At 58.5% G+C, this 24,191-nt stretch carries 27 protein-coding genes and 1 tRNA gene; 8 read left to right on the top strand and 20 right to left on the bottom strand.

The window, feature by feature from the left end:
• Positions 1-51: 51 nt before the first annotated feature.
• The 5 genes from fghA to GA0061101_RS13955 all read right to left on the bottom strand — a co-directional run bounded on the left by fghA (position 52) and on the right by GA0061101_RS13955 (position 5,665).
• Complete coding sequence (fghA, locus tag GA0061101_RS13975) at positions 52-885, bottom strand: S-formylglutathione hydrolase (protein WP_047556663.1); 834 nt, start codon at positions 883-885, stop codon at positions 52-54.
• Positions 882-1,349, bottom strand: coding sequence for a YaiI/YqxD family protein (locus tag GA0061101_RS13970; protein WP_037202287.1), 468 nt, complete (start codon positions 1,347-1,349; stop codon positions 882-884). The genes fghA and GA0061101_RS13970 overlap by 4 nt, the downstream gene beginning before the upstream one ends.
• Before the next feature lie 71 nt (positions 1,350-1,420).
• Complete coding sequence (locus GA0061101_RS13965; protein WP_037202286.1) at positions 1,421-2,548, bottom strand: S-(hydroxymethyl)glutathione dehydrogenase/class III alcohol dehydrogenase; 1,128 nt, start codon at positions 2,546-2,548, stop codon at positions 1,421-1,423.
• Positions 2,549-2,638: 90 nt separating this feature from the next.
• Positions 2,639-4,648, bottom strand: coding sequence for an acetyl-CoA carboxylase biotin carboxylase subunit (locus GA0061101_RS13960; protein WP_092573772.1), 2,010 nt, complete (start codon positions 4,646-4,648; stop codon positions 2,639-2,641).
• 81 nt (positions 4,649-4,729) lie between these two features.
• Positions 4,730-5,665, bottom strand: a complete 936-nt coding sequence (locus GA0061101_RS13955) for a DMT family transporter (RefSeq protein WP_037202284.1) — start codon at positions 5,663-5,665, stop codon at positions 4,730-4,732.
• Positions 5,666-5,859: 194 nt separating this feature from the next.
• Between GA0061101_RS13955 and GA0061101_RS13950 the strand changes: the two genes are divergently transcribed.
• Complete coding sequence (locus GA0061101_RS13950) at positions 5,860-6,282, top strand: helix-turn-helix domain-containing protein (protein ID WP_037202283.1); 423 nt, start codon at positions 5,860-5,862, stop codon at positions 6,280-6,282.
• On the opposite strand, the gene lipB is transcribed toward GA0061101_RS13950, so the two are convergent.
• Complete coding sequence (lipB, locus tag GA0061101_RS13945; RefSeq protein WP_092573864.1) at positions 6,279-6,995, bottom strand: lipoyl(octanoyl) transferase LipB; 717 nt, start codon at positions 6,993-6,995, stop codon at positions 6,279-6,281. The genes GA0061101_RS13950 and lipB overlap by 4 nt on opposite strands.
• Before the next feature lie 242 nt (positions 6,996-7,237).
• Here lipB and GA0061101_RS13940 point away from each other — a divergent pair.
• Positions 7,238-7,322, top strand: a tRNA-Leu gene (locus GA0061101_RS13940).
• A gap of 872 nt (positions 7,323-8,194) precedes the next feature.
• Here the strand turns inward: GA0061101_RS13940 and GA0061101_RS13935 are convergent.
• The 5 genes from GA0061101_RS13935 to GA0061101_RS39840 form a co-directional block, all read right to left on the bottom strand.
• Positions 8,195-8,401: a hypothetical protein gene (locus tag GA0061101_RS13935; RefSeq protein ID WP_037202282.1), complete on the bottom strand. Its 207-nt coding sequence runs from the start codon at positions 8,399-8,401 to the stop codon at positions 8,195-8,197.
• A 61-nt stretch (positions 8,402-8,462) separates the two neighbouring features.
• Positions 8,463-8,702, bottom strand: coding sequence for a hypothetical protein (locus GA0061101_RS13930; RefSeq protein ID WP_037202280.1), 240 nt, complete (start codon positions 8,700-8,702; stop codon positions 8,463-8,465).
• Positions 8,703-8,821: 119 nt separating this feature from the next.
• Positions 8,822-9,094: a hypothetical protein gene (locus tag GA0061101_RS13925; protein WP_037202279.1), complete on the bottom strand. Its 273-nt coding sequence runs from the start codon at positions 9,092-9,094 to the stop codon at positions 8,822-8,824.
• A 482-nt stretch (positions 9,095-9,576) separates the two neighbouring features.
• Positions 9,577-9,738 (bottom strand): hypothetical protein, encoded by a 162-nt coding sequence (locus tag GA0061101_RS39370; protein ID WP_156143714.1) that lies wholly within the window; start codon positions 9,736-9,738, stop codon positions 9,577-9,579.
• A 220-nt stretch (positions 9,739-9,958) separates the two neighbouring features.
• The gene (locus GA0061101_RS39840; protein ID WP_113091013.1) at positions 9,959-10,207 is read right to left on the bottom strand and encodes a hypothetical protein; all 249 of its coding nucleotides are present in this window, start codon (positions 10,205-10,207) and stop codon (positions 9,959-9,961) included.
• 281 nt (positions 10,208-10,488) lie between these two features.
• On the opposite strand from GA0061101_RS39840, the gene GA0061101_RS13920 reads away from it, so the two are divergent.
• Positions 10,489-11,409, top strand: a complete 921-nt coding sequence (locus GA0061101_RS13920; protein WP_037202277.1) for an ornithine cyclodeaminase family protein — start codon at positions 10,489-10,491, stop codon at positions 11,407-11,409.
• A gap of 238 nt (positions 11,410-11,647) precedes the next feature.
• On the top strand, positions 11,648-12,187 hold the full coding sequence (locus tag GA0061101_RS13915; protein WP_037202275.1) for a hypothetical protein: 540 nt from the start codon (positions 11,648-11,650) through the stop codon (positions 12,185-12,187).
• 64 nt (positions 12,188-12,251) lie between these two features.
• On the opposite strand, the gene GA0061101_RS13910 is transcribed toward GA0061101_RS13915, so the two are convergent.
• Complete coding sequence (locus GA0061101_RS13910; protein WP_047638200.1) at positions 12,252-12,746, bottom strand: peptide deformylase; 495 nt, start codon at positions 12,744-12,746, stop codon at positions 12,252-12,254.
• 194 nt (positions 12,747-12,940) lie between these two features.
• On the opposite strand from GA0061101_RS13910, the gene mgtE reads away from it, so the two are divergent.
• Both mgtE and GA0061101_RS13900 read left to right on the top strand, forming a co-directional pair.
• The gene (mgtE, locus tag GA0061101_RS13905) at positions 12,941-14,338 is read left to right on the top strand and encodes a magnesium transporter (protein ID WP_037202271.1); all 1,398 of its coding nucleotides are present in this window, start codon (positions 12,941-12,943) and stop codon (positions 14,336-14,338) included.
• An 88-nt stretch (positions 14,339-14,426) separates the two neighbouring features.
• Entirely contained in the window at positions 14,427-14,816 is a 390-nt protein-coding gene (locus tag GA0061101_RS13900) for a MerR family transcriptional regulator (protein WP_037202268.1), read from the top strand.
• Between the two features lie 26 nt (positions 14,817-14,842).
• Here GA0061101_RS13900 and GA0061101_RS13895 read toward each other — a convergent pair whose 3' ends face one another.
• From GA0061101_RS13895 to GA0061101_RS13885, 3 genes are all read right to left on the bottom strand, one after another.
• Positions 14,843-15,316: a methyltransferase family protein gene (locus GA0061101_RS13895; protein ID WP_092573771.1), complete on the bottom strand. Its 474-nt coding sequence runs from the start codon at positions 15,314-15,316 to the stop codon at positions 14,843-14,845.
• Between the two features lie 12 nt (positions 15,317-15,328).
• Entirely contained in the window at positions 15,329-16,318 is a 990-nt protein-coding gene (locus GA0061101_RS13890; protein WP_037202264.1) for an acetyltransferase domain-containing protein, read from the bottom strand.
• A gap of 61 nt (positions 16,319-16,379) precedes the next feature.
• Positions 16,380-17,072, bottom strand: coding sequence for a DUF599 domain-containing protein (locus GA0061101_RS13885; protein WP_037202261.1), 693 nt, complete (start codon positions 17,070-17,072; stop codon positions 16,380-16,382).
• Positions 17,073-17,271: 199 nt separating this feature from the next.
• Between GA0061101_RS13885 and GA0061101_RS13880 the strand changes: the two genes are divergently transcribed.
• Positions 17,272-18,681: an L-serine ammonia-lyase gene (locus tag GA0061101_RS13880; RefSeq protein ID WP_092573770.1), complete on the top strand. Its 1,410-nt coding sequence runs from the start codon at positions 17,272-17,274 to the stop codon at positions 18,679-18,681.
• A 39-nt stretch (positions 18,682-18,720) separates the two neighbouring features.
• Here the strand turns inward: GA0061101_RS13880 and GA0061101_RS13875 are convergent, their stop codons facing one another.
• Positions 18,721-19,740, bottom strand: coding sequence for a serine hydrolase domain-containing protein (locus tag GA0061101_RS13875; RefSeq protein WP_167669547.1), 1,020 nt, complete (start codon positions 19,738-19,740; stop codon positions 18,721-18,723).
• A gap of 107 nt (positions 19,741-19,847) precedes the next feature.
• Between GA0061101_RS13875 and GA0061101_RS13870 the strand changes: the two genes are divergently transcribed.
• Positions 19,848-20,282 (top strand): DUF1489 family protein, encoded by a 435-nt coding sequence (locus GA0061101_RS13870; RefSeq protein ID WP_037202257.1) that lies wholly within the window; start codon positions 19,848-19,850, stop codon positions 20,280-20,282.
• Between the two features lie 13 nt (positions 20,283-20,295).
• On the opposite strand, the gene GA0061101_RS13865 is transcribed toward GA0061101_RS13870, so the two are convergent.
• The 4 genes from GA0061101_RS13865 to GA0061101_RS13850 form a co-directional block, all read right to left on the bottom strand.
• A complete protein-coding gene (locus GA0061101_RS13865; RefSeq protein WP_037202255.1) occupies positions 20,296-20,571 on the bottom strand; it encodes a hypothetical protein in 276 nt (91 codons plus the stop codon).
• A gap of 129 nt (positions 20,572-20,700) precedes the next feature.
• On the bottom strand, positions 20,701-22,206 hold the full coding sequence (locus GA0061101_RS13860; protein WP_092573768.1) for a serine hydrolase: 1,506 nt from the start codon (positions 22,204-22,206) through the stop codon (positions 20,701-20,703).
• 117 nt (positions 22,207-22,323) lie between these two features.
• Positions 22,324-23,094, bottom strand: coding sequence for a hypothetical protein (locus GA0061101_RS13855; protein WP_092573863.1), 771 nt, complete (start codon positions 23,092-23,094; stop codon positions 22,324-22,326).
• Between the two features lie 337 nt (positions 23,095-23,431).
• Complete coding sequence (locus tag GA0061101_RS13850) at positions 23,432-24,037, bottom strand: transglutaminase-like cysteine peptidase (RefSeq protein WP_037202251.1); 606 nt, start codon at positions 24,035-24,037, stop codon at positions 23,432-23,434.
• Positions 24,038-24,191: the final 154 nt, after the last annotated feature.

The following is a 24,191-nucleotide window of genomic DNA, read 5'->3' as shown; positions in this document are numbered from 1 at the left end:
GCCAAAAGAGCTTTTCAAGCTATTGAGCGCATAGCTGCCATGCCACCCGTTTCATGCCAGCCGTTCGGCGTGCCATCTCAGGTGATCATCCATGAAGCTGGAGATGAAGTAGTAGGAGTGGTCATAGCGCTCGTGCATGCGTAGCGTCAGGCCGATGCCGGTGCCTTTGACAGCCTCTTCGAACAGCCAGGGACGCAGGCCGTTTTCAAGGAAGCTGTCGGCCTTGCCCTGATCGATCAGGAACTCCGGGAAGCGGGCGCCGTCCTCGACGAGGGAGCACGCGTCGTATTGTCTCCAGGCCGATTTGTCGGCGCCGAGATATTTGTCGAAGGCCGGAGCCGACCAATCGGCCGTCGAAGGTTGGACGATGGGCGCGAAGGCGGAGCAGCTCCTGAAGCGGTCTGGATTCTTGAGCGCGATGGTCATTGCGCCATGACCACCCATGGAATGGCCGAAAATGCCCTGTTTGCTCATGTCGACGCGGAACTGCTTGGCGATGAGGTGAGGCAATTCCTCCGTGACGTAGCTATACATCCGGTAGTTCTCGGCCCAGGGCATCTCGGTGGCGTCGAGATAGAAGCCGGCGCCTTTGCCCATCTGCCAGTTGGTCAGTTCATCCGGCACGTCATTGCCGCGCGGGCTGGTGTCCGGGCAGACGACAATCAGGCCGAGCTCGGCAGCCATGCGGCGATACTCACCTTTCTCCATGACATTGGCGTGGGTGCAGGTAAGACCGGAGAGATACCAGACAACAGGGCGGGGTTCCTTGATTGCCTGCGGCGGCACGAAGACTGCGAACGTCATCTCGCATTTGCAGGCCTCCGATTCGTGCGAAAAGACGCCCTGCATGCCGCCGAAGGCGGTGTTCTGGGAAATGATGTTCAAGACTGGTCTCCAGGCGATGATTGATGTGCTTTTGCACGCCGGCACAGCCGGTCGAAGGTTTCGAGGAAGGTCGAGCGGTCGCGCGGCGAAAAGGCGGCGTTGTATCCTTTGCTCTCGCCGGTCTCACGAAGATGCGCGCCGAGATCACGCATGGCCGTTGCCATGCCGATATTGGCGACGTCGAACACCCGGCCGGTCGGCCCGGTCACCAGCGCGCCGGTGGCGACGCAACGCCCGGCGAGCGGCACATCGGCCGTGACGACGATATCGCCGGGACCGGCATGCTCGGCGATCCAGTTGTCGGCGGCATCGAAAGCATTGGAGACTATGACGTTCCGCACCATCGGATCCCGCGACGGGCGCAATCCGGAATTGGCGACAAGCGTCACTTCGATGCCGTGACGTTCGGCAACTTTCAAAATTTCCGGTTTGACCGGACAGGCATCGGCATCGACATAAATCATAGGATACTTCAATAATTCAAATAGCATGCGGTGATTAACTCATCCGCCGCATGCAACTCTGTTGGCGGCTATTAGTAAACCACCACGCCCCGGATGCTTTCGCCGGAATGCATCAGCTCAAAGCCCTTGTTGATGTCTTCGAGCGGCATGGTGTGGGTGATCATCGGATCGATCTGGATCTTGCCTTCCATGTACCAGTCGACGATCTTCGGCACATCGGTGCGGCCACGCGCGCCCCCGAAGGCGGTGCCCATCCAGTTGCGACCGGTGACCAGCTGGAATGGACGGGTGGAGATTTCCTGGCCGGCACCGGCAACGCCGATGATAACGGACTTGCCCCAGCCGCGGTGCGAGGCTTCCAACGCCTGACGCATGACCTTGGTGTTGCCCGTGCAGTCGAACGTATAGTCGGCACCGCCGATCAGGTCGCCATTGCGCTTCGTCAGGTTGACGAGGTAGGGCACGATGTCGTCACCGACTTCCTTCGGGTTGACGAAATGCGTCATACCGAACTTTTCGCCCCAGGCCTTGCGATCATTGTTGATATCGACGCCGATGATGATGTCGGCGCCGGCAAGGCGCAGGCCTTGAAGCACGTTGAGACCGATGCCGCCGAGACCGAAGACGATAGCGGTCGAGCCGATTTCGACCTTGGCGGTGTTGATGACGGCGCCGATGCCTGTGGTGACGCCGCAGCCGATATAGCAGATCTTATCAAAGGGCGCGTCGGGATTGACCTTGGCAAGCGCGATCTCCGGCAGGACGGTGAAGTTGGCGAAGGTCGAGCAGCCCATGTAGTGATGGATCTTGTCCTTGCCGATCGAGAAGCGCGATGTGCCATCGGGCATCAGGCCCTGTCCCTGGGTGGCGCGGATCGAGGTGCAGAGGTTGGTCTTTCGCGACAGGCAGGAATAGCATTCGCGGCACTCCGGCGTGTAAAGCGGAATGACGTGATCGCCCTTCTTCACCGAGGTGACGCCCGGACCGACGTCGACGACGATGCCGGCGCCCTCGTGGCCGAGGATGGCGGGAAACAGGCCCTCGGGATCGGCGCCCGACAGCGTGAAATCGTCGGTGTGGCAGATGCCTGTCGCCTTCACCTCGATCAGCACTTCGCCCGCCTTCGGCCCTTCGAGCTGAACCGTCATCACCTCGAGCGGCTTGCCGGCTTGAACTGCTACTGCAGCACGTACATCCATCGTTTCATCCCTTCCTGCAATGTTTTGGTTCGCGCGGACATTGGCATGGGCGCGCGGGACGGCTCAAGCGAAATTAATGCCGTATTTTGATCAGGCGAATTCCATGATGACGGCATCGACGGCGAGGCTTTCACCGGGCTTGGCGTTGATCTTGCCGACGGTCAGGTCACGTTCGGCGCGCAGAACGTTCTCCATCTTCATCGCCTCGACAATGGCGAGAGTCTCGCCGGCCTTGACTTCCTGGCCCTCGGCGACGGCAATGGCGACGACAAGACCGGGCATCGGGCAAAGGAGCAGCTTCGACGTGTCGGGCGGCAATTTTACCGGCATCAGCTTATCGAGCTCCGCCTGGCGAGGCGTGAAGATCTTGACCCTGACCGACATGCCTTGCCAATCGATGCGCAAGCCGTTCAGCACGGGGCGGATCTGGGCAGTGATCCTATGTTTGGCGACTGTGCCAACCCATACGGCGTCGCCCGGACGCCAATCGGTCGCGACCGTCACGGTCTCTCCGCCTAACTGCATGTCCATCTCGAATGGAATGGTCACCACGCCATCCAGCAGCCCCACGGAGAGGTAATCGGCGCCGAGCTTGACCACCCAGTTCTCCCGCAGCGGTCCCGCCGTGGGGCGCAGCCTGTCGGCATAGCGTTCGCGACGGTTGGATTCGACCAGGCTGCAGGAGAGGGCGATTGCGGCAAGCAGGGCAGCCTGGCTCTCGTCCGGCGCCATCGGAGCAAAACCGTGCGGATATTCCTCGGCGATGAAGCCGGTGGAAAGACGCCCCTCGCGCCAGCGCGGATGCTTCATCAGCGCCGACAAAAACGGCATGTTGTGTTCGATGCCGTCAACGACGAAACCGTCCAGCGCTTCGCCCATGGCCTCGATCGCCTCCAGCCGAGATGGAGCCCAGGTGCAGAGCTTGGCGATCATCGGATCGTAATACATGGAAATTTCGGCGCCTTCGAAGACGCCGGTGTCGTTGCGGACGACGGATTTGCCGCGTTTGCCTTCGCGCGGCGGATGGTAGTGCGTCAGCCGGCCGATCGAAGGCAGGAAATTGCGATAGGGATCCTCGGCATAGAGGCGACTTTCTACTGCCCAGCCGTTCAGCTTGATGTCTTCCTGCTTGAAAGGCAGCTTTCCGCCGGCGGCGACACGGATCATCTGTTCGACAAGATCGACGCCGGTCACGAGCTCCGTTACGGGATGTTCGACCTGCAGGCGGGTGTTCATTTCGAGAAAATAGAAATTTCTGTCGCGGTCGACGATGAACTCGACCGTGCCGGCGCTCTGATAATCCACGGCCCTGGCGAGCGCAACCGACTGCTCGCCCATGGCCTTTCGTGTTGCTTCATCGAGAAAAGGCGAGGGTGCTTCCTCGACCACCTTCTGATTCCGGCGCTGGATCGAACATTCGCGCTCGCCGAGATAGACGACATTGCCGTGGCCATCGGCCAGCACCTGAATTTCGATGTGGCGTGGGTCGACAACGAATTTCTCGATGAAGACGCGGTCGTCGCCAAAGGAGCTTTTCGCTTCCGAACGGGCACGATCGAAGCCGTCGCGCACCTCATCCTTGCTCCAGGCGATGCGCATACCCTTGCCGCCACCGCCGGCGGATGCCTTGATCATCACGGGATAGCCGATTTCGCCGGCAATCTTTTCGGCATGATCGGCATCATCGATGATGCCGAGATGTCCCGGGACGGTGGAGACCTTGGCGGCATTGGCGAATTTCTTCGATTCGATCTTGTCGCCCATGGCTTCGATCGCCTTCGGCTTCGGGCCGATGAAGACGATGCCCTCTTTTTCCAGCGCCGAGCAGAAGGACGCACGCTCGGAGAGAAAGCCGTAGCCTGGATGAACCGCTTCCGCTCCAGTCTCCTTGCAGGCTGCTATGATCTTTTCAGCAACGAGATAGCTTTCCGCGGCCGGAGCAGGGCCGATATGGACGGCCTCGTCGGCCATCTCGACATGCAGGGCATCCCGATCGGCATCGGAATAGACGGCAACCGTCAGGATGCCCATCCGCCGCGCCGTCTTGATCACGCGGCAAGCGATCTCGCCGCGGTTGGCGATCAGGATTTTCTTGAACATGCGAACTCCGCCCAATACGTCTGCTGTGTCAGTGTTTTAGCCATAAATTGCGCCGTCGGTCCATGTGCAAGATGCGCGTGCTCAAGCGGATTTAGCCGATCGCGACTGCACGCGCTCCCGCCAGATGATGAACAGGCCGGAACCGACGATGATCGCGATGCCGATCCATTTGGAAAGATTGGGAAAATCGCCGAAGATCGCATAGCCGAGGATGGTGGCCGAGATAATCTCGAAATATTGGAAGGGTGCCAGCAGCGACAATGGCGCCAGCCGGAAGGCTCTGACGACGAGCATGTGCGCGTAGCCTGAAATCGAGCCGAGAATCAGCAGGAGCACGAGACCGAGCCCGGAGACGGGCAGGGAAGGCTCGAAATCCGCAATACCGGCCGACGAGCCCGCCAGCAGAGCGAATGTCATGAACAGCGTGCCGCCGACACCGGCCATGATCTGCATCGTCAATGGCGAATCCGCTTCGCCGACCGCGCGATTCATGAACAGATAGAGCGCAAAGAGGAAGGCGCAGGCCACAGGCAGCAGCGCCTTCAATCCGAAAATCTCGAAACTCGGCTGGATGACGATCATCGCGCCGCCGAAACCGACGACGATCGCCAGCCAGCGCCGCCAGCCGACCCTATCGCCGAGGAACAGGGCCGAAAGCGCCGCGAGCATGAACGGCTCGACGAAATAGATCGCAAAGACATCGGCAAGCGGCATGTATTTGACGGCTGCGAAGAAGAGCAGGCTTGCAGCCCCATGCAGAGCGCCGCGCAAGAGGTTCAGCCAGGGCCGCTTCGCTGAGAAAGCCGCCCGGCCGGAAACGGTCACGAGCAGCGGCAGCATGCAGACGATCTGGAAGAAGAAGCGGTAGAACGTCACCTGGCCGGGCGACATGCCTTCGAAACTCGCCATGTATTTGGCGATCGCGTCCATCGTCGGCAATATGATCATGGCACTCGCCATGATCGTCATGCCTTGAAGCGGGTTTTGCTGGGTGGGAGCGGCTGAAGCGACGGACATGGGCTGCCATCAAACACAGGAACGGCATGCAATCAAGAAGCGATCCAATGGCGCCGCAAAGTTCAAACTTTGCCAATTGGGACAGATCATGGTGGCGAGATGACGCCCTTAGACCTATCTCAGCCTTCGGAACCGGCTAAAACATAAGCGCGCCGCAGAATTTCGCCGGCGCGGCCAGGAAAGGGATCGCACCGATGTTCAAGACAGAACAAGAGACGACCATTTTTTCGGATGAGGGCGACGATACCCTGGGCGGGCGGCTCTCCATGGCCCGCGACGCCGCCGGCATCAGCTTGGAGACGCTGGCAAGCCAGCTTGGCGTCAGCGAAGAAACGATGCTTGCCTGGGAATCGGACCGATCCGAACCCAAGGCGTCCGCTCTGGTCAAGATGTCGGTTCTATTCGGCGTTTCTCCCGCATGGCTGATGACGGGGGCAGGCGACGGCCCCGGCGAGGATAGTGACGAACGCGCGCTGGAAGCCGTCAGGAACGAGCTTTCCCGTTTGCGGACGGCCCATGAGGAAATCGGCCGGCTGATCGAGACAACCACTCGCCAGATCGAACGGCTCGACCATCAGATCAGGCTGCGCAACGTCAGCAAGGACATTGCGCATTAAGAGTCGTTGACGGTCTCGCCGAATACCTGCTCGAAAGCCTCGCGCAGACGGATATCCACATCCGCCATCATGACCGGCAGGCCGAGATCGACCAGGCTCGTAACGCCGTAGGCGGAGATCCCGCAGGGCACGATGCCGGAGAAATGGCCAAGATCGGGATCGACGTTGAGCGAAAGGCCATGAAACGTCACCCATTTGCGCACGCGAATGCCAAGGGCGGCAATCTTGTCCTCGGCCATGGTGCCATCCGGCAGCAACGGCCTCTCGGGGCGCCTCACCCACACGCCGACGCGATCCTCGCGCCGCTCGCCACGAACATTCATCGATTCGAGGGTGCGGATGATGACTTCCTCGAGAGAGGCGACAAAGGCGCGGATATCCTGCCGCCGACACTTCAGGTCCAGCATGACATAGGCCACGCGCTGGCCGGGCCCGTGATAGGTGTATTCACCGCCACGTCCCGTGGCAAAAACCGGAAAACGATCCGGCTCGATGAGATCGGCGGCATTGGCGCTGGTGCCCGCCGTATAGAGTGGCGGATGCTCCACCAACCAGACGAGTTCCGGTGCACGCCCATCGGCTATCGCGGCGACTTCCGCCTCCATGGTCGCCACCGCTTCGTCATAGGGCACCAGGCCATCGGCGATACGCCAGCGTACGGGCGAGGTGCCTTCGACGGGAAACATTTGATGTGAGAGTTCAGTGCGAAGCATGAGCCAGTCCTTTGCGCCCATCCGGCAGACCGCTCATGTGGAAATCCGGTGCGCCGACGGGTTGTCCACATATGGAGGTATTCAGGCGGAAATTCAAACATCTACGGCGCTTGCCAGGTAATTCCGAAGCCGCAATCCGAGGAGCTGTGAAGGAATTTAAAAAAACTGACACATCGCTCTTGTGCCCCCCGGATGCTTTTGCTACATGCAGCCGCGCCGGAGCAATCCGGCCCTACCACGATGCGGTCGTGGCGGAATTGGTAGACGCGCAGCGTTGAGGTCGCTGTGGGGCAACCCGTGGAAGTTCGAGTCTTCTCGACCGCACCAAAGACAACGACGCTGTCGTTGTTCTTCATTCGAAGTGTCCCATCCGAAAAACGCCTGGGACACCTCGACCTCTTCTAGCGCTTCTTGCGCAAGAGTTCGGCCTCAACTTTCCCCGTATAGATTTTGTTAGTTTTGGCTGCACCTGAACTCGGCGAGTTCTTTGCGCACGCTCTGGGCGGATGGCTGGCCTATGCCGGCATCCCGGCACAACATTTGAACCGTGAGCAGTGTGTTCGCAGCGAAGACTGTCGTTGTCGTGGTTTTTGTCGTCTGCGCGCTTGAACTAGCTCGCGCGCTGCGGTCGCGTTGGTCGATCACGCTCAATTCGGAGAGCTTTGAGAAGTGCAGCCCTCTCCATCCGCACTCGGATGTTGCCGGAGCTGATATCGGCGAACACAGTTCCGGTCTTTTCGCTGATTGGGCATTTGAATCGTCTGCGAACTGGTCGATGTCTGATCATTGTCGTCATCCCTGATTGATTTTTGGAGAACCTGACCGGCGCAAAGTATCCGGTGTCGCCGACTTACTACTTCAGTATTGAGAGGCCGGAGAACAGAGCAACAAGCCCAGCTGTGAGAACTGACGTTTCAATCAGGAAAACAGTGCATTGCCGGCGATTGAGTGCGAAATAAAATTGTTTCACGGAAATGCTCCTTTTTATGATTATTTTCTAAGCCCCCGCAGTGTATCATAGATCTATTGGAATTATTTATTATTTTCTGATTTATGCCGAACTGGCATATTTATTGCCGGCGGCATTTTGCGGCCAGGGCCAAAAAACAGTTAAAACAGAGCGGCCTTATTTCATGTGAACTCAATCAGTTAAGCGTGCGCCGATCCGTTCGAGGCCGCTTCGCCATCGTCCTGGTCCGTCAGCTTTGATCCAAGCTTGGCGACCAGCCGCGCGTCATGCCCCTGCTCATTGCGGCGGACGCGAGTGAAAGCTGGTGGCGAAGGTGCTGGATGCGTTCCACCAGGTCGCCGATCGCGGCCCGCGCGTCGCCATCATGGGCGGCAAGGATCGCTTCGATCGGATCGAAATCTGATTCCTCAGGAGCCAGAGGGGATTCGGCACTCATCGACGCACATCTCCGTTCCGTCGCAGAACGGCGGTTCGCATTACCAAATTGTCAGTCAATTTCAGGCGGCGTTGAGATCCGCGATTTCACCATGCTGGATCAGCAGGCGAGGGGACGTCATGTCGCCGGTCTCATCGTCAACCATGACCGCGTAGGCAGCCACGCCGACAAAGCGTGACGACATCGCCGTCGCGATCTTTTCGGCGCTCATCGCATTCGAGGCCTGGCGCATCTCAGCTGGAACAAGATTTCCGCGGTTCTTTTTGTACGGCAGGACAATGAATTTCTCGGCGATCGCCATGATGTTTTCCTTGATTTGTTCTCAAAATGTTCTCATTCCGAGTCGGAGTCAAGGACCAATGAAAAACTCAATCCCTCTGGCGCGGCTACAGAAGTCGTCTTCGAGGCGTGGCAGCGATTCTAATGCTCCGGAGGCTTGTCGTTTGATCGCAGCTTTTGCCCATCCAGATAGCCGTGTTCAAAGGCCTTGGCGAGTTTGCTTCCCTCCGGATAAGGATTCTTCTCGCTCTCTTCCTCCCGTTTGCCTGCCTCCGCCCCACGCTCATAGGCTTCCTTTTCGCTATCGCCCGAAGCTTTCAAATCAAGTGGTTGGTTCGGCAGAGGCTGTATCGGGTTAGGCAGTCCGAGTTCCGGAGCCAGGATTGGGGGTGTGGTCGACGTGGGCGTGTTCATGGCTGTATCCTCCTGACGTTGTAACGCGATGCGCAGTCGGGAGTTCCAGCAAGGGCATAGGGAAGGTATCTCGACACGCCGAGTTAGCCTGCCCCCTGAGATCAATGAAGGAATTGAACTACCATCAGCGCTACAGTGATTGCGCCTGCACATACCGTCAAAGCGGTCAAAATCGAAGTCGACATCATCTCGCTCCTCGAACATCTTTGCCTCGAACCACAAAGTGAGAGGCTGCTTACATGACCAAAAGCAAGATGTCGCGTGACAAGGGGCGTGACATGGTAGGCATGCGCCGATAGCGCGTGTTTAGTCTTCTCTGCTCTGATGGCTTTTGAATGATTTGCACGCGCCACCGCCCAGCCTGCGGTTCGGCTCTGGGCGCGAAAACAATTCAGGCCAGGTAAATGGCAGGAAGTGTGACTGATGATCAAGAAATATCCGGTCTAATTCCGGAGCCTGCCGTCAACGACCGGCGGTCGTTTTCACGAGGACGGCGCTTGCGGGTCTTCAACTCGAATCCGTCCAGGCTCAACCGGAAGGTCGCGCTTCAATCCCGCCAGACGATCCATCTCATCTTCCACTTTAAGAAGATCGTGTAACTTCTGGTCGGTGAGAATATTGTCTCGATCGTCATGCGAGGTCATGCGATTGCTCCTTGACCTCTGCAGGCGAGAGCGCGTGTCGCTCTCAGGCCGCTGGTGTCCCGCGGGTTCGGTAACCAGCGATGGCTACACCCTACGCATCCTTAGGGCTAATGGCTAGTCATTTTGCAATAGTTGCCATTTTTTGCGGCGCTTTTGCCTTTCGGCCGGATAGCTGTGCCTTAACGAGAAGGAGCGGCCTAGCTAAGCCGCCCCTTGGTTTTTACTTGCAAACCCGGATGGTCTTGACGATCCACTTTCCATGCACCTTCACCTTATGATGATCCGTATGGCAAATGGGCTTGTGATGATGGCGAGGAGCCGCGGACGCCTGTCCCGATACAATGATCGTGGAAGCGGCAAAAATAGCTGCGAGGGTGAGTTTATGCATTTTGTAGCTCCAAAAATTTTGAATGCCACCAACGGTTACGCCAACAATGATTAATGAATGATTGTCATTGATCAGGCGCACTTATCATTTGTGCTCGCAAAGAAAATGCCCTGGAAGGGAGAGCATCCAGGGCAAGAGAGGGGAACTGCATTAGAGAGTTTAGGGCGGCGCGTCCGTACTTCAAGTCTTGGGTTCATCGCACGATCTCGTGAACGTCGAATGCCCGCTACTCTGCAGCAACTGCCATCAAAAAGCGGATTCCGGTGCAGGATTTCTACCAGGCATGGATTTTCTTAAGTGGGTCCATTGACCCGAAGTACGGTTGAGGTTGCACAATGCCTTAGCAGTTCGGAGGTCAAACCGTGACGAAAATACTCAGGGATGATGATTTGGTTGGGAGCGAACTTATGGGCGTTGCAATCAATGCCTTGGATGCCGCTTTCCTTGCCAGAGCTCAGGACCAAATGATATCTCCGCCCAGGCATCATGTCTCGTTTTCGAATCGAGGCGATTTGGTGTTTACAGTCGGCGGAATGTTGGGTGAGAAGCCGCTTGCGGGCTTCCGGGTTTATGAAACGTTCGACGGTGTGGAGCATTCACAGATCGTCGCTGTGTGGTCTGTGGAAGACGCGAAGCTCAAAGGAATTGTCTTGGGCGAGCGCCTGGGCAACATACGAACGGGTGCAATTGGCGGCGTCGCGATCCGGTATCTTAGCTCGCCTGATGCCAAAATTGTTGGGATTCTCGGAAGTGGTGCTCAGGCGCGAACTCAACTGGCTGCAGCGACCACCGTCAGGCAAATCACATCGGCACGCGTCTATAGCAGAGACGAGAAAAACCGTACTACCTTTGCCCAGGAGATGGAGCGGGAGCTCGGTATTGAGGTGAGGCCTGTTGGGAGCGTCCTAGACGCTGCGCGTGATGCTGACATCGTTATCTGCGCCACGACGAGCAGCACGCCAATAATACATGCTTCGGATTTGAAGCTCGGTGTGCATGTCAATACCGTCGGGCCTAAAACGCAACGAGGATACGAACTGGGCCTCGATATTGCAGACGTTGCAGATGTGATAGCGACCGACTCCCCCGAGCAGACACGCGCCTACGCTTCTCCCTTCTTTCTCGCTGGCTCCGGCAACGAACATCGGATGGCTGATCTAGCTGACATCATTGCCAAACGGGAGATCGGTCGAAGATCGTCTCAAGACACAACATTGTTTTGCTCGGTCGGATTGGCAGGAACTGAAGTCGTGGTCGCGTCCGCAATAATCGATCTGTTGTGAGCCGTCGAACCCGTGCGCGGATATGTTTCGCCGCGAATCAGACGACGACATGAATTCCCATCAACGGTTGAGAGCGAGGCCAAGCCGCTCTTCCCGATGGCTGTTTTCGTACAGTTTGCGTTCATCTTCGTCCGCATATGGTGTCATCCGTCGCCTCCTAATCGCGTGTCGATTGACAATCGATGGGGACGATACGATTAATAATTTCGACATTCGTCATAGAGCGGAGGAAATGCCAATGACTAGTCGTGCCATCCTGTTGATGTCTCTAGCATCTCTCACAGTCGTAGGCTCGATCGGCCTCGCTTCGTCAGCTTCTGCGCTAACCATGAAAGAGTGCAGCGCCAAGTATCAGGCAGCCAAGACCGCTGGTACCTTGAACGGCCAGAAGTGGAACGACTTCCGTGCCACTCAGTGCAGTGCGGACGCCAGCGCCACAACGACGACCGCGCCGGCAACGACCGCACCTGCTGCGACGACGCCGCCGAAGACCACGAAGACGACGACCGCTGCGGCCAAGGTCGACGCCAATGAGCCTGACGCCACCAAGCCGCCGGCCAAAGAGCCGGCAAAGCCGACGATGGCTGCCCCGGCCGGCGTCAGCTTCCCGGCAAGCGTTGATCCGAAGTATGCAAGCGAAACCCCCGGCAAGGGCCGTTTCCATACCTGCGTCGACGCATACAATGCCAACAAGGCCAAGAATTCGCTCGGCGGCCTGAAGTGGATCGAGAAGGGCGGCGGCTACTACAGCCTCTGCAACTCCAAGCTCAAGGGCTGATTTCCGGATTGACCGGACGATCGAGCGGGCGCCTTCGTGGCGCCCGTTTCATTTTTAAGCGCTTTCAGCTCCGCATCTTCTCCCATTTCTTTACCAGGCGATCACGCTTGAGTTTTGAAAGCCGCTGGAGCCAGAATATGCCGTCGAGCTGGTCGATCTCATGCTGGATGCAGATGGCCAGAAAATCTTCGGCCGCTGCTTCGTGCGCCGTACCGTCGATATCCTGATAATGAAAACGAATGGCCTTCGGCCTGGTGATCTCTTCGGTCATTCCAGGCATGGAGACACTGCCTTCCACATGCCGCATGGTCTCCTCCGATGACCAGAGGATCTCCGGATTGATGTAGGTGCGGACACTATCCTCGCGGCTGAGCTCGATCACGACAACGCGCGTGAGCACGCCGATGTGCGGACCGGTGATACCGACGCCGGGCGCGGCGCGCATCGTGTCCAAAAGATCGACCGTGAACATGCGTAGGTTATCGTCGAAGACCGTGACCGGCGGGCAGGCGGTTCGAAGCAAGGGATCGGGAAAACGGATGATGGGACGAACCGGCAAAGCGCTCTCTACTGACTGGACGAGATGTTGATTGGCTTAGAATAGGGGCGAGGAAGAGATGATGCCATCGTCTTCGACGATCAAAGACGAAATATCAGCAATTCCGCCTATCCGATTGTTGACAATGAGTTTTTTCCCTTCACTCTGAGGGACGAAATGCGGAGCGATCACGAATTGCAAGGTGGGGGCGGCTCATGACGATGACCGATGAAGACGGGATCAGCGACGCCGATATTTACGACGAACATGGCGCGGTACGCTCGGATTTTCTGACTGAGATCAGCGATGCGATCGATCGCAGCGATCGTTCCGTCATCGAGCGGCATGTCGTCAGGCTGCATGAATCCGAACTCGGCGACCTTCTGGAAGCGTTGCCACCGCCCGAGCGCCTGACCCTTGTCCGATTGCTCGGCGACGAATTCGACATGACGGCGCTGACGCAGGTGGATGAGGCGATCCGCATGGAGATCGTCGATCAGATGCCGAACGACCAGATCGCCGCTGGTATCGGCGAGCTGGATTCGGACGACGCCGTCTACATTCTGGAAGACCTCGATCAGGAAGACCGCGACGAGATCCTGTCGCAACTGCCTTTCACGGAACGCGTTCGCCTGCGACGCGCTCTGGAATACCCGGAGCAGTCCGCGGGCCGTCGCATGCAGACGGAGTTCATCGCCGTGCCGCCGTTCTGGACGGTAGGGCAGACGATCGACTACATGCGGGAAGGCGAGCAACTACCGGAAACCTTCACACAGGTCTTCGTGATCGATCCAAGCTTCAAACTGCTCGGCAGCATCGATCTCGATCGCATTCTGCGAGCGCAGCTTGAGGCCAAGGTCGAGAGCATCATGCGCGAGACATCGCATCCGATCCCGGCCGAGATGGACCAGGAGGAGGCGGCTCAGATCTTTGAGCAATATGACCTGCTGTCGGCCGCCGTCGTCGATGAGAACCAGCGCCTTGTCGGGGTACTGACGATCGATGATGTGGTCGACGTCATTCAGGAAGAGGCCGACGAGGATATCAAGCACCTCGGCGGTGTCGGTGACGAAGAGCTGTCCGATAATGTCATCTCCACGGTGCGGTCGCGCTTCGTCTGGCTGGCCGTCAATCTGATGACGGCCATATTGGCTTCCAGCATTATTGATGTTTTCGACGGCGCGATCGAGAAGATGGTGGCACTTGCCGTACTCATGCCGATCGTTGCCTCGATGGGCGGCAATGCCGGCACTCAGACCATGACCGTCACGGTGAGGGCGCTCGCCACTGGCGACCTCGATATCTACAACGCCTTCCGCGTCGTGCGCAGGGAAGCGAGCGTCGGCCTTTTCAATGGCATATTGTTCGCTGTCATCATGGGGGCGATTGCGGTGCTATGGTTTCATGATTTCCAGCTCGGGATAGTCATCGGCGTGGCGATGATCATCAATCTTGTCGCGGCCGCGCTCGGCGGCATTTTGCTGCCTTTGCTATTGCATCGATTCGGAGCCGATCCGGCGATCGCATCATCCGCCTTCGTGACTACCGTTACGGATTGCACCGGATATCTGGCATTTCTCGGCCTTGCGACGTGGTGGTTTGCGCTTCGCTAGGTGGAAATGCCAAAATCGCCCTCCTGGACGAAAATTGACTATTACGTAAAAGTCAATATTATGGTCGCTGGCAGATAGGGGCGGATTCTTGGTAGACGGATATTATAGCATAACGGAGCTCACTCGGGAATTCGGGGTTTCCACCCGGACATTGCGGTTCTACGAGGACGAGGGCCTCATCCACCCCGAACGCAGGGGCCGCACGCGGCTGTTCCGCGCAGCCGACCGGCGTCTGATCATGGAAATTCTGCGCGGCCGCCGTATCGGCTTCACCATCGCCGAAATCCGGGAGATCATCCAGGTCTACAAGGAACCGCCGGGCGAGATCGGTCAGCTGAAGCTGCTGATGAAGCGCGTCGATGAGAAGCGCGACGAACTGCGCCAGAAGCGCAAGGATATCGACGATACGCTGACCGAGCTCGACAATGTCGAAGAGGCCTGTCTTGGTCGCCTGGCCGATATCGGTGTGGGGACCTGATTGCGCCGGAACCGGCAATTCTCAGATCAAAGCCACCGGCGCGTATGCTTGCAATAGAACTCGAATTCACAGCCGAAGCGCGAAAGGAGATGCATTTCCTCGCAGCGGATGACCAGAAGTGTCATCAGCGCCGCTGCGACAGCCGCCATTGCCACGAACCAGAGATTGCCGATCAGCAGGCCAAGCCCGGCCGTCAGCAGTGTATAGCCGAGATAGGTCGGATTGCGGGTGAAGCGAAATGGCCCCGTCGTCACCAGATGCCGGCTGCAGCGCTGCGTGAGCACGGTTGTTTGCCTCTCCATCAGTGTCTTGACGGCCCAGACGTTCAGCGTCACCGCAAAAGTGGTCAGGGCAGCGCCTATGCACCATGCGAGAAATGCCCAGGCAAAAGGCAAGGGTAGAGGATAATCCCGATAAAGATACAGCGCCGAAATAACGGCAAGGCTATAGAGTAGCGGCGGCCACGGAAAACTCAGCGACTTCGAACGATAGGCATTCATCGAATAACCCTGTCATTGCGCTTCTTCCGTGCATTGTATCGCGATTCGGCTTACACGTTCATCGCTATCTGCCTTGATTGCCCCGGATTCCAGGGGTTTGAAGAGATTTTGCGCCTGCAACTTGTCGAGCGTGCATTGGCAGAAGCTGCGGCACATGGCTTCGGTGCCAGAGCGCGTGCAGGACGCCACGCATTGCCCGATATAGCCGACCGCTGGATCCTGCTGCGGAGCCGGGGCGACCAGCGACAGAAGATAGACAAGACCGAACAGCAACGGCTGGTGAACGAGATAGAAGATCAGGCTGTGACGGCCGGCGCGGGCAATCAGATTGCGGCCCGGGCCGAATGTCGCCAGCCGCTCTAGCCAGCCGAAGGACATTGCCACCTGCGCGACGCCGAGACCGAACAGAAATGGCGTCAACCAGGGGAAGAGCGGCACGTAGTCGTTCGATTGCTGGGGGCTCTCCGATAGGCCGACCCACCAGAGCCATGGCGTATCGAATGCGGCGGAATGCAGCCCAAAGGGGGCAATGACGTTATCGACGACAATGCCGGCCGCCAGCAAAGCGGCGATCAGCAGAGTTGCGAAGGCCGGCAGCCGCAGGAACAGCAAGCCTATCAGGCTGGCGGCGGCAATCGAATGAAGGATCCCAAAGTAGATCCATCCCGCACCGATAAACCAAAAGGTCACGATGGAGATCGCCGCGGCGGCGGCCACGATCATGCCGAGGCGCCGCCAGTAGGAGCGCCAGCGAATCCTGGGCGTATTGGCGAGCACGAGGCTGAACCCAGCCAGAAACAGGAAGGTGCTGGCGATTGCGCGGGCGTAAAATTTCAGCCATCCGGTTTCTGCCGTACCGCCGTCGAGATAGCCGAAAAACTCGAAATCCCAGGTGCAATGATAGCTTGCCATCGCCAGAAGAGCGACGCCACGCGCCGTATCCAGAATGCCGATGCGGGGCGTTTTTACGGGTGCATCGGCGCTCTCGGCGATAGCGACCATTGGCGGGTCCTTCCAGGCATGAACTCAAATCGTGGCGCCGGTTCGAACGGACGCGGCCTTGTCATGGCACATCGCTGTCCATGATGGCCAGACGGGCGTCGGAAAAAAACTGTCGGCGGATCAGCACGATGATGATGAACATCGTCGTGACCATAAAGACATAGGGGCTGAGGAACCAGCCGAGATAACCGATCGACAGGAAGATGGCTCTCAGTCCGGCGTTGAAACTGCGCGCGGCAATGATGTTCATGCGGACGACGCGCTCGGCGGCATGTTCGGCGCGCACGGGATCGAGAATGGCGTCCTCTCTCATCGGCAGGGAACCGAAGAGAATGGTGCAGTAATTGAACAGGCGATAGGCCCAGCCGAATTTGAAGAAGGCATAGCCGAACAGGCAGGCCAGTCCCGCCACCTTGATCTCGAAGGCGGTGCGGCCACCATTGAGAATGAAAGGCAGATCTGAGAAAAACGCGTTGACCTTGTCGGTGGCGCCGAGCAAGGCGAAGCAGCTGCCGATGGCGAAGATCGAGGTGGAGGCGAAAAAGCCGGTGCCGTTCTGCAGGCCGGACAGGATTTGCGTATCGATCATCTTCAGGTCGCGGCGTAGCGAATTGTAGATCCACTCGCGCCGGCGTTCGTTCATCGCCAACGTCAGGCTGGTGCGATTGAAGAAACGAGCGCTGCCGGTGATCCAGTTCAGCGCGACCCAGAGAAAAATGAACAGGGCGAGGGCGACATAGTCGGCAGTCGTCATAAAGGCAGATTCTCCAGATCAATCCGATGTCGACTGTAGCTCAGCTCTGGCCGGGCGCAATGGCCTTCTGTTTGCCTCGCTCGATGCCTATATGTAATGTCGCTGCCATGAAATCCGATGTCGGTCGATCGCCGTGCAAGGTTGCCCCGATAGCGTAGCCTTCACCATAATCGATTTGCCGAGGAGGCACCAAAGGTCCATGTTTCTTTCCGTTTTCGACGTCTTCAAGATCGGTGTGGGACCGTCCAGCTCGCACACGATGGGGCCGATGTCCGCCGCGAATCGCTTCCTGGACCTGCTGCTGTCGAACGAGTGGCCGCGCCCGTCGTCGAACGTGCATGTCGCTTCGATCAAGGTCAGCCTGCACGGCTCGCTTGCCCATACCGGTATCGGCCACGGCACGGGCAGGGCCGTCATTCTCGGCCTGATGGGACAGCGGCCCGACAACGTCGATCCCGACCATATGGATGCCATTATAGATGAGGTCGAACGCAGCGGACGCATCACGCCGTCTGGCCATCCGGCCTACCAGTTCCAGCCCAAGACCGATCTCATCTTCGACAAGAAGGTGCCGCTGCCGGGCCATGCCAACGGCATGAGCTTTTCCGCCCTCGACAAGGATGATCGCCTGCTCGTCAAACGCATCTACTATTCCGTCGGCGGCGGCTTCGTCGTCACCGATACGGAGCTGGAACAGATGCGCGCCGACAAGAAGAAGCCGGCCGCGGCCGGCGAGCGCATCCCATTTCCCTTCGCCACCGCCAAGCAGATGCTCGAAATGGCCGAGCGCTCGGGTCTTTCGATCGCACAGATGAAGCGCGCCAACGAAGAAACGCGCATGAGCAGCGATGATCTCGATGCCGGGCTCGACCGCATCTGGGCCGCGATGAGCAGCTGTATCGATCGCGGCTTGAAGGTCGACGGCATCATGCCGGGTGGCTTGAAGGTACGCCGCCGGGCTCGCGCCATCCATGACAAGCTGCAGGAGGAATGGCGCAGCAACCGCATCAATCCGCTGCTCGCCAACGACTGGCTGAGCGTCTATGCCATGGCCGTCAACGAAGAGAATGCAGCCGGCGGCCGCGTCGTCACCGCGCCGACCAACGGCGCCGCCGGCGTCATCCCGGCGACGATCCGCTATTACCAGCACTTCCACGAGGATTGGGACCGCGACGGTATCCATAACTACCTCCTGACAGCTGCCGCCGTTGGCGGCATCATCAAGCACAATGCCTCGATCTCCGGCGCCGAGGTCGGCTGTCAGGGCGAGGTGGGTTCGGCGGCCGCGATGGCGGCTGCGGGGCTTGCCGCCGTCATGGGTGCCACGCCCGAGCAGATCGAAAATGCCGCGGAAATCGCTCTGGAGCATCATCTCGGCATGACCTGCGATCCCGTCGCCGGCCTCGTCCAAGTGCCCTGCATCGAGCGCAACGCGCTTGGCGCCGTCAAGGCAGTCACCGCCGCCTCGCTTGCCCTCAAAGGCGACGGCCAGCATTTCGTGCCGCTCGACGCCTGCATCGAAACCATGCGCCAGACCGGCCACGACATGAGCGAGAAATACAAGGAGACCTCGACCGGCGGCCTTGCCGTGAATGTCGTGGAATGCTGAGTGCCCAATACGGGTTTAGACCCTAGCTTAGATTGAAAATCATTTAGTGATTGGCGTGGTCAGGGGCACGCCGATCGTACGGCTGCCGAGGATCATGGTCTGCAATTGTTCGATCTGCTGATTGCTTGGACCGTTGGCGGTATCGGCTACCCTGTGAATCAGGATCGTTCCTATGGCCGGAAAGACCATAAGATACTGATGCCCCATACCGGATGCCCAGTAGAACGGCATATCTTCCTTATGGTCGCGAACTGATATCGTTGTCGACCGTAATGCGTATCGCCCGGTCCACCAGCTGTAGCCGAAACCCACGCCACGCCCGAGGTCCGTATAGGGTTTGACGCTTCTGCTTATCCATTCCGCCGGAATGATCTGGGTACCGCGCCATCGGCCTTCATTCAGAAGAAGCAGGCCCAGGCGAGCCAAATCACGAGCCGACATTCTGATTTTGTACGCAGGATGCGAGGATTGAGGAACTGTCTTGAAGTAGAAATGTTGCGGCTGGAAATCCTGCATCTGGAGCGGGAGAGCAATGCGGCGAGAAAAATCCTCGGCAATTGGAATCCCGGTCAACCGCTCGAGGATGACCCCCAGAACATTGAAGCTCCAATTGTTGTAGAACCATTGCTCCCCGACAGAGTGAGTTCCCCGAGGTGGCAATGTGGCGGGATCCTGATCGGCGGCAGCGTGATAAACTCCCGATCGCGACATCAGAAGATCTTCGATAGTTGCCTGCTTTTCCGAAAATGTCAGCGCCGGTTCGCAGTCGTCGACTCCGAGTTCGGCCAAGGTTAAACCCAGATCAACCGTGCCCTCCGCTTCATGTATGCCGATCAACGCACTGAGCAGGCTCTTGCGCATCGAGGCAATGCCCGTCACATCGGCAATGTTACCCCAGGCGCTTACAACCAAACCACCTTGCACGATCATCATCGCAGAAGACCCTATAGACTCGGCAAACTCATGAGCTTCTGCCAAGGCAGAGCGAGACCATCCGAGCTCGCTCGGCTCTTCAGCCATTGTCCATTCGCGGGCGGGGTAATTGTCGGCGCCATTCATCGACATCTCCGAGAATCATTCCATGTTCGGATAAGGATGATATCGAGTTTGTGGATGTCGACAGCGAAAAGCTTGACGCTGTCGGTCAAAAGGATTTCAACGGCGTTATGGCTTTGCATCTCATCAAATTATGCGTGGGCGCGGATTCGCTCGAGGATCTGCGCGAATGGGTTTCCGAGCGGGCGATGAATGCCATTGCTGCCGGGCTGGAGCCGCACACCACGCATACCACGCGCATGGTACCGAAGCGCATCGACGACCTGCTGGATGGAGGCTCGCTTTACTGGGTGATCAAGGGGCAGGTGCAGGCGCGACAGAAGCTGCTCGGCATCGAGACCTTCACTGACGCCGAAGGCATACAGCGTTGCCGGCTTATCCTTGACCCAAGCGTCATTGAAACGACCGGTCAGCCGCGTCGCCCCTTCCAGGGCTGGCGCTATCTGCCGCAGGAGGATGTGCCGCGCGATCTCGATAGTCTCGGCGGTGTCGCTGAGCTGCCTGCCGACCTGCGGCGGGAACTTTCCGAGCTCGGTTTGTTGTAGGTATGGCGGCTGCTTAACGCAGCCGCATCAGGACCGGTGATCGACCGCTCGGCGCGGTGATGTGGATGTGAATATGTGCCTCCGGCTGCGAATAGCGCCAGGCGCGCGCGCCATGGCAAAGCAGGATGCCGATCAGATCTTTCGTCTTGTTGCGTGAACGCGATCGGCTGAGACCCAGGTCCGCCAAACGCATCGCCGCCTCATGCAACGGATGAAGAGCAAAGCTCTTCGGTTTCATCTTGCCCGCGCCATCGAGCGAGAAACCGGGAAAGTTCTCGTTCACTGCCATTTCAAGTCCCCGTACACGTTACAAACTCAGGGCCGGCCCCATGGACATCCGGGACCGGAAGGTCAGGCATCATCAAGAGAAACCCGACCGATCTTCAAGCAATGCGGCATGAAAACTCAGGCCGCACCTCTATTCCATACTCGCCCAGCACTTTACGCCAGCCCGCTTGAGAGCCTTGCAGGCGTTGATTGCCGAGTTCTGATCATCGAAACCACCGAAGCGCGCGCGATAGCCGCCGTCGAAGGCGACCGTATAGGGCTTCGCCGAGCGCAATGCCTTGCCGCCCTTGCTTCTGGCTGCATCGAGGAGATCGCTTGCACCATCCTTGCTGGAAGAAACGCCGATCTGCACAACCCAGCCGGTCGGGTCACGCTCAGCCTTGCTTGCCTTTGCTACCTTCTCGGCTTTTTCCGCCTTGTCAGCCCGTTGCAGCTTGACGATCTTCGTATCGGCCTTGGACGTCGACGCAGTCGTGACGGTATCGACCTCGTCCTCATCGCCGTCATCTGAAGGCGTAATGGAAGCAACCTCGTCGGAGGCGGCGCGTTGGGCCGGCTTGGCCGCGAGCAATGGATTGGCGGATTTGGGCGCTATCGCCGCAAAAGCTGCCGCGCTGGATGGCTGTTGAGTATCGACGGCTTCCGCGGTCTCATCGTTCTTGATCTTTGCGCGGTTGATGTCCGCCATGCGGGCGCTTGCGGCCTGAACATTCGGCGTCGTCGCCGGCGTCTGCGCGATGACATTCGAAGCAATGTGCCTTGTCGATGCCTGCGGCAGATATTCCGCGATCAGCTTGCGCATCTGATTGTCGCGGGCCGGCGTCGAAGCGCCGCCCAAGACGACGCCGACGATGGAGCGTCCGTCCACTTTCACCGAAGTCGCGAGGTTGTAGCCTGCGGCACGCGTATAGCCCGTCTTGATGCCATCGACACCGCGAACCGAGCCGATCAGATGATTATGACCGGGTATGACGCGATTGCCGAACCGAAAGCTCGTCTCGGAAAAGAAGCCGTAATACTGCGGGAAATGTTCGCGCAGGGCAATGCCAAGGCGCGCCTGATCGCGTGCCGTCGTCATCTGCGCCGTGTTCGGCAGGCCGTTGGGATTGCGATAGGTCGTGCGTGTCATGCCGAGCGCACGCGCCTTGTCGTTCATCATGCGGGCAAAGCCTTCCTCCGAGCCACCAAGCATCTCGCCGAGCGCCATTGCGGCGTCATTGGCTGATTTGGTGACGATGCCGAGGATCGCATCGCGAACGGTCACCGACCGGCCGGCGCCAACGCCGAGCTTCGTCGGAGCCTGAGCGGCGGCGTTCCTGGAAAAGACGACCGGCGTGTCCAGAGTGATCCGTCCGGCTTCCAGCGCCTCAAAGGTCAGGTAGACCGTCATCATCTTGGTCAGCGAAGCGGGGTAGTGAAGCGTATCAGCATTTTCGCTGTAGAGAATATTGCCAGTATTCGCATCGATAACGATGCCCGCATATCTCGGGCCACCGGCTGCATTGGCATCCACGGTCACGGTGACCGTTGCTGTCGCGATCGCAAATCCAAGGAACATTCTCGCCAGAATCTTACCGGACTGAGACGACGATGCGGGAAGGTTTGATCTGGACACTAAATCACTCTCTGCTTGCATTTACATTCTCGATTATCCGGCCGCCGCCTCCAGAAACGCCCGTTGCGTTCTAGACTAAGGGCCTAGCGTTACCAATCGGTTTATGATGAACAGTTGGTTTCAGGTTTTCGCGCCATTTTAGCGACCGCCCACAGATGGAGTTCCGGCGCCCGCGGCATCCTCAAGACGCGCCTTCACGAAGCTTTGGACGGCAGTATCCATGCTGTGCCAGTCCCCAAGCTGGTTACTTGAAAAACGGTAGAGAACGCTCAGATCCTTGCCGACTTTCACGTCCCTCTGACAATCGCCACTGGTTGCCAGGGCAGGCGAAGCGGGCAGGATGCAGCGCACGACATAATCAGGCTCGCCCGCGCGTGGCGCTGTCAGGAGCACTTCGCCGTTATAGCCTGCGTCGGCACGCAGTCGATGCGCCGCCAGACCGTAGGGGCCGGCATAGGCCTCGCCTTCGATCAGGTGCGAATAGATCGGCTCCAGGCGACCCGACATGTCCCGCGACATCGTGCTCTGGCTGAGCTGCAGGAAAATCAGCGAGGATGACTGGGAAATGTCGTCGAAGCGTAGCCGATCGGCGTCGCTATATCCCTGCATCTGCGGCCACGTCAGGTAAAGATCGACGCGTTCGGCTGCTCCGTCTACTCGCTCGCTCGGGAAACGGATGGTGTTGGCTGCGAGGTGCAGCGTGTCCTCGCCGATCGTTACCGCAATGGCCTTGGTCTCGGTCGTATGGCCGGCCAGCGAGATTTTCTCGCCGAGCCAATGACCGCCGACGGATATGGCGACAGTGAGGGCGGCCAGGAGGGCAGCGCCTGATGTAAGCCTATAGACGAGACCGCTCGAGATCAGCGGCCGTTCGTCAACCACAGAGGTGTGTGACAGGGGAGAAGCCATGCTCTTGCCTTCATTTGCTTCCGCCTCGGTAGCCATCGTCGATGGCAAAACCGCCGCGGCACCAGACCTTTGGTGAGTCTTGTCAGGAAAATGTTTGGCGCCACAGTGGTTAATGAAGGATTAAAAGTGCATCGGCAACCAATCTATTGTCGTGCCGGCTCGCTGAAATTATTCGCTTTCGCTTTGCAAAGGATGCGCCAATAACGAAAAGAGCCGTTCCCGGGACAGCGGGAACGGCTCAGAGGCGCCGGCCTGGACAGAAATCAGGGGACGAGACCGGGCCTCTGATCGTGATCACCGGCGCTAGGTCGCCGACGATCGGATATGGCGTGTAGGCTCACTTCAGACTGCCGACTGCGACGGCGCGGCCGTCCTGTATCTTGACCCAGCGGGCCGGATTGTCAGCCGACTGGCGCTTGAGGAAGGTGTATTCGGTTTCCGACCAGAGCTTTACCGTGTTGCGCATGTTGTCGAGAACGAAATCGCCGCGGTCGGTGCGAACGGTCAGAACGGCATGGCCTTCGCCATTCGGCTGCAGCACGACGGTCATGAGCAGGTCGGACGGGGAAAAGCCGGCATCGATCAGCTGCTTGCGCTTCAGCAATGCGAAATCCTCGCAGTCGCCGGCGGTGGTCGGGATCGCCCATTTTTCCTCGACGCCGTAGAGTTCCATATCGGTCATCGGCTTGATCGTCGTGTTGACGGTGTAGTTGATCTTCAGGATCGCCTTCCAGCTGTCCTGGGAGAGGAGGATCGGACCGGCGTCGCCGCCGGCATAGGCGCACTCGCGCGGGTTCTCCTTGCAGAACTCGTAGTGACCGATCGGGGGCGCGGCGTCACCGGTAATCGTCATGTTGGCAGGTGCGGCCTGAGCAAAGCCGAAGAAGCCGAGAGTGGCGAGCGCCAATGCGGCGCAGCCGCGAAGTACGAATTGAAAGTTCATGTCCCTGTCCCTGTTCTTATTGGGACCAGAATGACACGCATGCTTTTATCCGGCGCAAAATTACGCAGTCAAATTAAGGACTTAGTTTATTCAAATCCGGAGAAAATTTTCATAAAACAAGCGGAAAACTTGAATCAAGTTTTCGGCAAATTTG

Source organism: Martinezella lusitana, assembly GCF_900094565.1.
GTDB classification, from domain to species: domain Bacteria; phylum Pseudomonadota; class Alphaproteobacteria; order Rhizobiales; family Rhizobiaceae; genus Rhizobium; species Rhizobium lusitanum.
The sequence above is the reverse complement of the archived record's forward strand: the minus strand, read 5'-3'. Positions and strand labels throughout refer to the sequence as shown.

What these genes read in the sequence shown, in the direction of transcription:
- GA0061101_RS13970 (WP_037202287.1), bottom strand. Translation starts at nt 1,349, where the DNA reads ATGATTTATGTCGATGCCGATGCCTGTCCGGTCAAACCGGAAATTTTG.
- GA0061101_RS13965 (WP_037202286.1), bottom strand. Translation starts at nt 2,548, where the DNA reads ATGGATGTACGTGCTGCAGTAGCAGTTCAAGCCGGCAAGCCGCTCGAG.
- GA0061101_RS13960 (WP_092573772.1), bottom strand. Translation starts at nt 4,648, where the DNA reads ATGTTCAAGAAAATCCTGATCGCCAACCGCGGCGAGATCGCTTGCCGC.
- GA0061101_RS13955 (WP_037202284.1), bottom strand. Translation starts at nt 5,665, where the DNA reads ATGTCCGTCGCTTCAGCCGCTCCCACCCAGCAAAACCCGCTTCAAGGC.
- GA0061101_RS13950 (WP_037202283.1), top strand. Translation starts at nt 5,860, where the DNA reads ATGTTCAAGACAGAACAAGAGACGACCATTTTTTCGGATGAGGGCGAC.
- lipB (WP_092573864.1), bottom strand. Translation starts at nt 6,995, where the DNA reads ATGCTTCGCACTGAACTCTCACATCAAATGTTTCCCGTCGAAGGCACC.
- GA0061101_RS13935 (WP_037202282.1), bottom strand. Translation starts at nt 8,401, where the DNA reads ATGAGTGCCGAATCCCCTCTGGCTCCTGAGGAATCAGATTTCGATCCG.
- GA0061101_RS13930 (WP_037202280.1), bottom strand. Translation starts at nt 8,702, where the DNA reads ATGGCGATCGCCGAGAAATTCATTGTCCTGCCGTACAAAAAGAACCGC.
- GA0061101_RS13925 (WP_037202279.1), bottom strand. Translation starts at nt 9,094, where the DNA reads ATGAACACGCCCACGTCGACCACACCCCCAATCCTGGCTCCGGAACTC.
- GA0061101_RS39370 (WP_156143714.1), bottom strand. Translation starts at nt 9,738, where the DNA reads ATGACCTCGCATGACGATCGAGACAATATTCTCACCGACCAGAAGTTA.
- GA0061101_RS13915 (WP_037202275.1), top strand. Translation starts at nt 11,648, where the DNA reads ATGACTAGTCGTGCCATCCTGTTGATGTCTCTAGCATCTCTCACAGTC.
- mgtE (WP_037202271.1), top strand. Translation starts at nt 12,941, where the DNA reads ATGACGATGACCGATGAAGACGGGATCAGCGACGCCGATATTTACGAC.
- GA0061101_RS13895 (WP_092573771.1), bottom strand. Translation starts at nt 15,316, where the DNA reads ATGAATGCCTATCGTTCGAAGTCGCTGAGTTTTCCGTGGCCGCCGCTA.
- GA0061101_RS13890 (WP_037202264.1), bottom strand. Translation starts at nt 16,318, where the DNA reads ATGGTCGCTATCGCCGAGAGCGCCGATGCACCCGTAAAAACGCCCCGC.
- GA0061101_RS13885 (WP_037202261.1), bottom strand. Translation starts at nt 17,072, where the DNA reads ATGACGACTGCCGACTATGTCGCCCTCGCCCTGTTCATTTTTCTCTGG.
- GA0061101_RS13880 (WP_092573770.1), top strand. Translation starts at nt 17,272, where the DNA reads ATGTTTCTTTCCGTTTTCGACGTCTTCAAGATCGGTGTGGGACCGTCC.
- GA0061101_RS13875 (WP_167669547.1), bottom strand. Translation starts at nt 19,740, where the DNA reads ATGAATGGCGCCGACAATTACCCCGCCCGCGAATGGACAATGGCTGAA.
- GA0061101_RS13870 (WP_037202257.1), top strand. Translation starts at nt 19,848, where the DNA reads ATGGCTTTGCATCTCATCAAATTATGCGTGGGCGCGGATTCGCTCGAG.
- GA0061101_RS13865 (WP_037202255.1), bottom strand. Translation starts at nt 20,571, where the DNA reads ATGGCAGTGAACGAGAACTTTCCCGGTTTCTCGCTCGATGGCGCGGGC.
- GA0061101_RS13860 (WP_092573768.1), bottom strand. Translation starts at nt 22,206, where the DNA reads ATGCAAGCAGAGAGTGATTTAGTGTCCAGATCAAACCTTCCCGCATCG.
- GA0061101_RS13855 (WP_092573863.1), bottom strand. Translation starts at nt 23,094, where the DNA reads ATGGCTTCTCCCCTGTCACACACCTCTGTGGTTGACGAACGGCCGCTG.
- GA0061101_RS13850 (WP_037202251.1), bottom strand. Translation starts at nt 24,037, where the DNA reads ATGAACTTTCAATTCGTACTTCGCGGCTGCGCCGCATTGGCGCTCGCC.